Origin of the sequence: Xanthomonas sp. LMG 12461 (genome assembly GCF_009192935.1) — a bacterium.
Taxonomy (GTDB): Bacteria; Pseudomonadota; Gammaproteobacteria; order Xanthomonadales; family Xanthomonadaceae; genus Xanthomonas_A; species Xanthomonas_A sontii.
In genome coordinates this window covers 1-5,341 of sequence record NZ_NQYT01000105.1, presented here as the reverse complement: position 1 = coordinate 5,341, position 5,341 = coordinate 1, and the positions used below count along the sequence as shown (strand labels likewise).

5 protein-coding genes and 2 pseudogenes are annotated in these 5,341 nt (G+C 68.6%); 6 read left to right on the top strand and 1 reads right to left on the bottom strand.

All coding sequences use genetic code 11. The features are described 5' to 3' along the window. Nucleotides 1-53: 53 nt before the first annotated feature. The 5 genes from CEK68_RS20255 (at nt 54) to CEK68_RS20235 (ending at nt 3,995) form a co-directional block, all read left to right on the top strand. Nucleotides 54-608, top strand: coding sequence for a DUF1190 domain-containing protein (locus CEK68_RS20255; RefSeq protein WP_193314267.1), 555 nt, complete (start codon nt 54-56; stop codon nt 606-608). Nucleotides 609-642: 34 nt separating this feature from the next. Then, nucleotides 643-1,824 (top strand): glutathionylspermidine synthase family protein, encoded by a 1,182-nt coding sequence (locus tag CEK68_RS20250; protein ID WP_152240463.1) that lies wholly within the window; start codon nt 643-645, stop codon nt 1,822-1,824. A 361-nt stretch (nt 1,825-2,185) separates the two neighbouring features. Further along, nucleotides 2,186-2,494 carry a hypothetical protein gene (locus CEK68_RS21475; protein WP_343194143.1) on the top strand — a complete coding sequence of 103 codons (309 nt, stop codon included), beginning with the start codon at nt 2,186-2,188 and terminating at the stop codon, nt 2,492-2,494. A 158-nt stretch (nt 2,495-2,652) separates the two neighbouring features. After that, entirely contained in the window at nt 2,653-3,036 is a 384-nt protein-coding gene (locus CEK68_RS20240; protein ID WP_226977986.1) for a hypothetical protein, read from the top strand. Further along, on the top strand, nt 3,033-3,995 hold the full coding sequence (locus CEK68_RS20235; protein WP_226977985.1) for a hypothetical protein: 963 nt from the start codon (nt 3,033-3,035) through the stop codon (nt 3,993-3,995). The genes CEK68_RS20240 and CEK68_RS20235 overlap by 4 nt, the downstream gene beginning before the upstream one ends. 46 nt (nt 3,996-4,041) lie before the next feature. Here CEK68_RS20235 and CEK68_RS20230 read toward each other — a convergent pair. Continuing rightward, a pseudogene (locus tag CEK68_RS20230) lies at nt 4,042-5,067 on the bottom strand (DUF58 domain-containing protein); the annotation flags it as partial. Between CEK68_RS20230 and CEK68_RS20225 the strand changes: the two are divergent. Beyond that, a pseudogene (locus CEK68_RS20225) lies at nt 5,030-5,341 on the top strand (DUF58 domain-containing protein); the annotation flags it as partial. The pseudogenes CEK68_RS20230 and CEK68_RS20225 overlap by 38 nt on opposite strands.

The window sequence follows — 5,341 nt, the reverse complement described above, 5'->3', positions numbered from 1 at the left end:
CCGCGGCCGGCGGAACCGGGCATCATCGTGCTTGGACTCAGGAAGACGTTGCCATGAAAAGGTCGAAGACGACCGCCTTGTTGCTGATGAGCGCCGCGCCGCTGCTGTTCACCGCCTGCGGGCGCGAGCCGGAGGCCAAGGCCCAGGAAGGCCTGTACACCTCGGTGGACGCCTGCGTGGCGCAGACCCATGACATCGCGACCTGCCGCGAGGCCTTCGCACAGGCGCAGAAGCAGGCGGCCGAGCAGGGGCCCAAGTACGCCAGCCGCGAGCAGTGCGCGCAGGACTATGCGCAGGATCGCTGCGTGGAGCAGCGCGACAGCCACGGCCATTCCTTCATCGGGCCGATGATGACCGGCTTCTTCCTGTCGCAGATGCTCAACAACAATCGCGCTGCAGGTTTCAATGCGGCTCCCGCCTACCAGGACCGGCAGAACCAATGGCAGCGGCCGGCGTCCTATTCCGGTGGCGCCGGTGCGGCGAGCAGCGGCACGATGCTGCGCGGCAACCAGACCATGACCCATATCGGCGCCACGCCGAATCGTGCGGTCACCGTCAGCCGCGGCGGTTTCGGCGAATCCGCCGGTGGGCGCGGCTTCGGCAGCTGAGTCCGGCTTTTTCCCTCATCGCACGAGACCCCGCATGAAACGCATCGCGATCGTCGAGCGCGGCGACTGGCGCGCCAAGGCCGCGGAGTACGGTTTCCGCTTCCACACCATCGACGGCCAGCGCTACTGGGACGAACGCGCCTACTACGCGTTCAGCCTGCGCCAGATCGAGCGCGATCTGGAAGATCCCAGCGCCGAACTGCACGCGATGGCGATGGGCCTGCTCGACGAGATCGTCGCCAGCGAGGCGTTGATGCAGCGGCTGGCGATCCCGCCGGCGTTCCGCGACTGGATCGCCGACAGCTGGCGGCGCCGCGAGCCGCATCTGTACGGGCGCCTGGACCTGGCCTACGACGGCCGCGGCCCGGCCAAGCTGTACGAACTCAACTACGACACGCCGACCTCGCTGTTCGAGTCGGCGTTCTTCCAGTGGCAGTGGCTGGAGGACCAGCGCGCGCAGGGCCGATTGCCGGACGATGCCGACCAGTTCAACTCCATCCACGAAGCCTTGCTGGAGCGCTTCGCCGCGCTCGCTGGCGGGTTGCCGCCGCCGCTGTACTTCGCCGCGGTGCGCGATTCGGAAGAGGACCAGGGCACGGTTGCCTACCTGCGCGACTGCGCCGCGCAGGCCGGCGTCGGCGGCGAACTGATCGCGATCGAGGACATCGGCCTGTCCAGCGACGGCCGCTATACCGATCTGGACGATACGGTGATCGGCGCGCTGTTCAAGCTGTATCCGCTGGAGGACATGTTCGCCGAGCGTTTCGGCCAGGCGCTGCCGGGATCGGGCCTGCGCCTGCTGGAGCCGCCGTGGAAGGCGCTGCTCAGCAACAAGGGCATCCTGCCGCTGCTGTGGGAGCGCCATCGCGGCCATCCGAACCTGCTGCCGGCCGCATTCGACGACGGCACCACGTTGCCGCCGGGCTGGGTGCGCAAGCCGCTGCATTCGCGCGAGGGCGCCAACATCGTGCTGCACCTGGACGATGGCCGCGTGCTGGAGAGCGACGGCCCCTATGCCGGGCCCTACATCCGCCAGCAGGCGCATCCGCTGCCGGCGTTCGAGGGGCGCTACCCGATGGTCGGCAGCTGGATCGTCGGCGACCGCGCCTGCGGCATCGGCATTCGCGAGGACGATGGCCCGATCACCCGCGACAGCGCGCGGTTCCTGCCGCACGCCATCGTCGAGGACGCGCGGCCGGGTGTGCTGTATGCGTGAGTCGCTATTGCGCGCCGACGCGGCGTCGCCTGGCGCGCCGCGCCGGCATCGCAACGACGGAACACCCTTGGCTGCCTACGCGGACCAGGTGGCGGTGCGCTGCCATCGCTGCGGCACGCCGGGCTGGGTGCTGGCGCAATGGGAGCCGTATCGCTGGCAGGCGCGATTCCGTTGTGGGCAGTGCGCTACTGGTCTGGACAGCGACGCCGATGACTGGGTGGGAGCCGTGCAATTGGAAGGCCATCGCGCCTGCGGCCATTGCGGACACAAGTGGGTGCGGGTCCGTGCGACGTCGACCGGTGCAACCCCGGTGCCCGCGAACTTGCCCGGGCGTTGCGCGCATTGCGGGAAAAGCAGCGCGGTGGCCGTCACCACGTACCGCATGCGCGACGGATCGCCCAGCGATCCGCATTTCGGCATGCCGCTGGCGCTGGTCGCGCCGACCCGCGCCGGCCTGCTGTGGGCCTACAACCCGCGCCATCTGCAGGAGCTGCAGGACTACGTGTCGGCGACGCTGCGCGAACGCCGCGGCCTGTTCGGGCGCTCGATGGTGGCGCGGTTGCCGGCGTGGATGAAGCTGGCGCGGCATCGGCCGCTGATGCTGCGGACCTTGCAGCGTCTGCAGCAGGCCAGTGCGCAGCTGCCGTCGGTGCCTGCCGCGGCAACGTAGCGGCGGCGTCTGCGGTTTCATTCTTCGCCGTGAATGCGGCCGGCGCAGTCGCGCCACGCGCGACGCATGCGAAATGTCTACGATGTGATACTCGTCACGATTGACCGGGCTTGCCCGTCTGACGAAGATCGACATCGGGGAGTGCTGCGGGGGCCGGCATGTCTGCATCTCGTATTCGCGCCAGAGTGCTGGTGCTGCTGGCGTGCGTCGCAGCCAACTGCAGTGCGTGCGCGGTGGTGACGGTCTCCACCGCGCGCGAGGACGTGGTCGTGCGTGGCCTGTTCGGCGCACGCGTCGCCACGACGGGATTGGCCCCTGTGGCGGTCCGTTCGCGCGGGCTGGGAATTTCGCAGACCCCGCGCGCGTGGACGCTGGGCTGGCACGCCGAAACCGCGATCTATGTTCCCCCGGATGCGGACGCGTGCCGCATCGTGCTGATGTCCAATACCGAAGCCGAGGTCCGCCGCCTGCTTGCGATCCTGCAGGCCGGCGGTGGCGATGTGTCTCAGGTCTGCATCGCATCACAGGAGGTGTCACGATGAAAACGTCTCTGGCTTGTTTCTCTGTTCTGCTGTTGGGCGGCTGCGCACATTTGGAGCAGGCGCCGTTGGTCTACGCGTCGAAGACGAGCTTCGGTGTCGATGTTTCCACGGCATCCACCGAAAACCCAGGCATTTCGATGAACCTGGGCTACAAGCAGGTGGATGCGGCCTATGTGCCGGTGGCGGTGGCGAGAAAGTGCAACGACGGCGTTGCCGGTGCCGACTGCAGCAAAAAGGGCTACGAGCTGCTGGTGATCTCCGGCGTCGCCAGAGAGGGCGATTCGGACGCCGACGGGACCAGCGAAGATGCGCGGATCGAAGCGGCCAAGAAGGCATCGACTGACTATGCGAGGGCGCTGTCGGAGGAGACGCTGGCGAAGCAGGCGATGATCGAGGCCGATAGCAAGCTCAAGCAACTGCGCGACAGCTACAGCGCAGCCGCCAAGCGGCAAAGCGCATACGATCAAGCGAAGCTGAAATGGGCGTCGCTGCAGGCAGCGGCTGCGAGCCCGGGCACGGTCGAAGAGGCGGACGTGATCGCCGCGAAGAGCGCCATGGACGCGCTCGCGCCCACTGCCGAAGATCAGGCGATTCTCGCGGGCTTCGCTCAGAGCGAGAACGACCTGCGGCAGAACGCCGCCGCCGTGGCGTCCGAGTACGCCAGCAAGCAAAAAGCGTCGGAGTTGCAGGAAGCCATTCTCAAGTCCGCCAATGCGAAGATCGCGCGCAGCAATCTGGGCGACTCCTATTCCGTCTTTGGCAGCTTCGATGGCACGAGCACCGTCAATGGCAAGGGCTCGGCGTCGATCGGGTTGGGCAAGATGTTCTCGACCGGCGTGGCTGCGCAACGGTTGGCGAGCGGCATATCGACCATGGCCTGCTATGACCTGATCAAGAGCAAGGCACCTGCCGCCGTCGCCGCGGCGGAACTGGAGAAGCTGTTGCAGCACTGCCAGTGAGTGCCGTGGTTTGCGCGGCCGAGCGGTGCGGCGCCGCCGCCACGCGCTACAGCAAACCGTCCCGCTTCACCGCCAGGTAGCGCTCGATCAGTGCGGCGGGCAACTCTTCGCCGGTGACGTCGAGCACCATCACGCCGTGGCTGCGCAGTGCGTCATGCGCAGCGCTGCGTTGTTGCAGGTAGCGCGCCACCGCGCCGGCCTGCACCGCCTGCGGCAGCTCGTGTGCGTCCTCCGCCAGCGCTTGGTCCAGTTCGCGCTCGCGCAGGCTGGCCACGCACACCAGGTGGCGGCGCTGCAGCAGGCGTACGGCGGCCAGCAGGTCTTCGATGTCCTCGTCGCGCACGTTGCTGACCAGCATCACCAGCGCGCGGCGGCGCTGGCGCAGCGACAGTTCGGTGGCCGCGGTCAGGTAATCGGTGGCCACCGGCTGCGGCTGCAGGTCGTAGCTGGCGCGCAGCAGCACGTCGACGGTGGCCATGCCGCGCTGCGGCGCCACCCAGCGCGCGTCGCCGCCGCTGGCCATCATGCCGACCGCGTCGCCCTGGCGCAGTGCCAGGTACGACACCACCAGCGCGGCGTTGAGCACATGGTCGAAGTGCGACAGGCCACGCTCGCTGGCCAGCATGCGCCGCCCGGTGTCGATCAGCATCAGCAACTGTTGGTTCTTCTCGTCCTGGTACTCGCGCGAGATCAGCTTGCGCGCGCGCGAGGTCGCCTTCCAGTCGATCTGGCGCAGGCTGTCGCCGACCCGGTACTCACGCATCTGGTGGAAGTCGGTGCCTTCGCCGCGGCGCCGCTTCAGGTGCGCGCCGACCAGGCGCGAGGCCTGTTCGGCGCTGAACAGGGCGAAGCGGGTCAGCGGCGCGAAGTTCGGATACACGCGCACGGTCTGTGCGGACCCGGCCAGGCGCTGCTGCCACCACAGGCGCCAGGGCGCATGCAGGCGCAGGTGGGTGCCGTCGAAGACGAAGCGGCCGCGCGCGGTCGGACGCAGTTGGTAGCGCACCTGGGTCTGATGCGCGGCGGGCAGGGTCATGCGCTGCGGCAGGCCCTGCAGCTCCCAGCCGCTGGGCGTCCAGCGCGACGTGGTGCTGCACCTGGACAGCGCGCAGCGCCAGCGCGTGGACCTGTTCGACCTGGTGCCCAGCGGCTGGGAGCTGCAGGGCCTGCCGCAGCGCATGACCCTGCCCGCCGCGCATCAGACCCAGGTGCGCTACCAACTGCGTCCGACCGCGCGCGGCCGCTTCGTCTTCGACGGCACCCACCTGCGCCTGCATGCGCCCTGGCGCCTGTGGTGGCCGCAGCGCCTGGCCGTGTCCTCACTGTTGGTGCTCGGGCTTCCCAAT

Coding starts and splice junctions, on each gene's coding strand:
- CEK68_RS20255 (WP_193314267.1), top strand. CDS start 54: ATGAAAAGGTCGAAGACGACCGCCTTGTTGCTGATGAGCGCCGCGCCG.
- CEK68_RS20250 (WP_152240463.1), top strand. CDS start 643: ATGAAACGCATCGCGATCGTCGAGCGCGGCGACTGGCGCGCCAAGGCC.
- CEK68_RS20240 (WP_226977986.1), top strand. CDS start 2,653: ATGTCTGCATCTCGTATTCGCGCCAGAGTGCTGGTGCTGCTGGCGTGC.
- CEK68_RS20235 (WP_226977985.1), top strand. CDS start 3,033: ATGAAAACGTCTCTGGCTTGTTTCTCTGTTCTGCTGTTGGGCGGCTGC.